Source organism: Xanthomonas sp. SHU 166, assembly GCF_000364685.1.
Classification (GTDB): domain Bacteria; phylum Pseudomonadota; class Gammaproteobacteria; order Xanthomonadales; family Xanthomonadaceae; genus Xanthomonas_A; species Xanthomonas_A sontii.
The window spans coordinates 1-659 of sequence record NZ_AQOJ01000283.1 but is presented as its reverse complement, the minus strand read 5'-3'; the positions used below and the strand labels follow the sequence as shown (position 1 = coordinate 659).

Genomic DNA, 659 nt, shown 5'->3' with positions numbered 1-659 from the left:
CGCACCGCAGGCGCCGACGCCTGCTGCGCCGGCCGCAGCGGCCAACGCAGACGCGCTGCCGCCCGGCGAATGGAGCGGCACCCTGGCGCTGGATGCGCAGCGCCAGGCCGCCGTGCGCCTGGCCCAGCGCGACGGCAAGGCCAGGCTGATGTTCGGCTCGCCGTTGAACTGCGCCTTGCTGGTCAAGCCGCAACCGGGTGCAGGTTTCGCACTGGAGTCGATCAATGGCGGCGCCTACTGCGACAAGATGATGGGCAAGCCGCTGCGCGTGCAGCGCAGCGGCGACGACCTGCGCTTGAACGTCGACGGCAAGGATCTGCCGGTAGTGCTGCATGGCGATCCGGGCCAGCCCAGCCCGCTGCAGGGCACGTGGCGCGGGATGATGCGTCCCGACTCCGGCGATAGGGCGATCGACGTGGAACTGAGCGTCGCCGCGACGCCGCAGGCACCTGGCAATCCCACCGTGCAACTGCGCTATGGCCCGCCGCGCCAGTGCCGGTTGGAGGGGCGTTACGTTGGCGTGCGCGAGGCAACGGCGCTGTATTCGCTGGGCATCGCCGATGGCGGCTATTGCGATCGCCTGAGCGACGGTCAGCTGACCCTGCGCGCACGACCGGACGGCAAGCTAGACCTGCAGACCGTGGACCGCGCCGGGACGC

General features: G+C 70.9%; 1 protein-coding gene. It reads left to right on the top strand.

Features of this window, described 5'->3' with window-relative positions; genetic code table 11:
• Window positions 1-659: hypothetical protein (locus D180_RS08920; RefSeq protein WP_017912522.1), on the top strand; the 659-nt coding region annotated here is incomplete at both ends.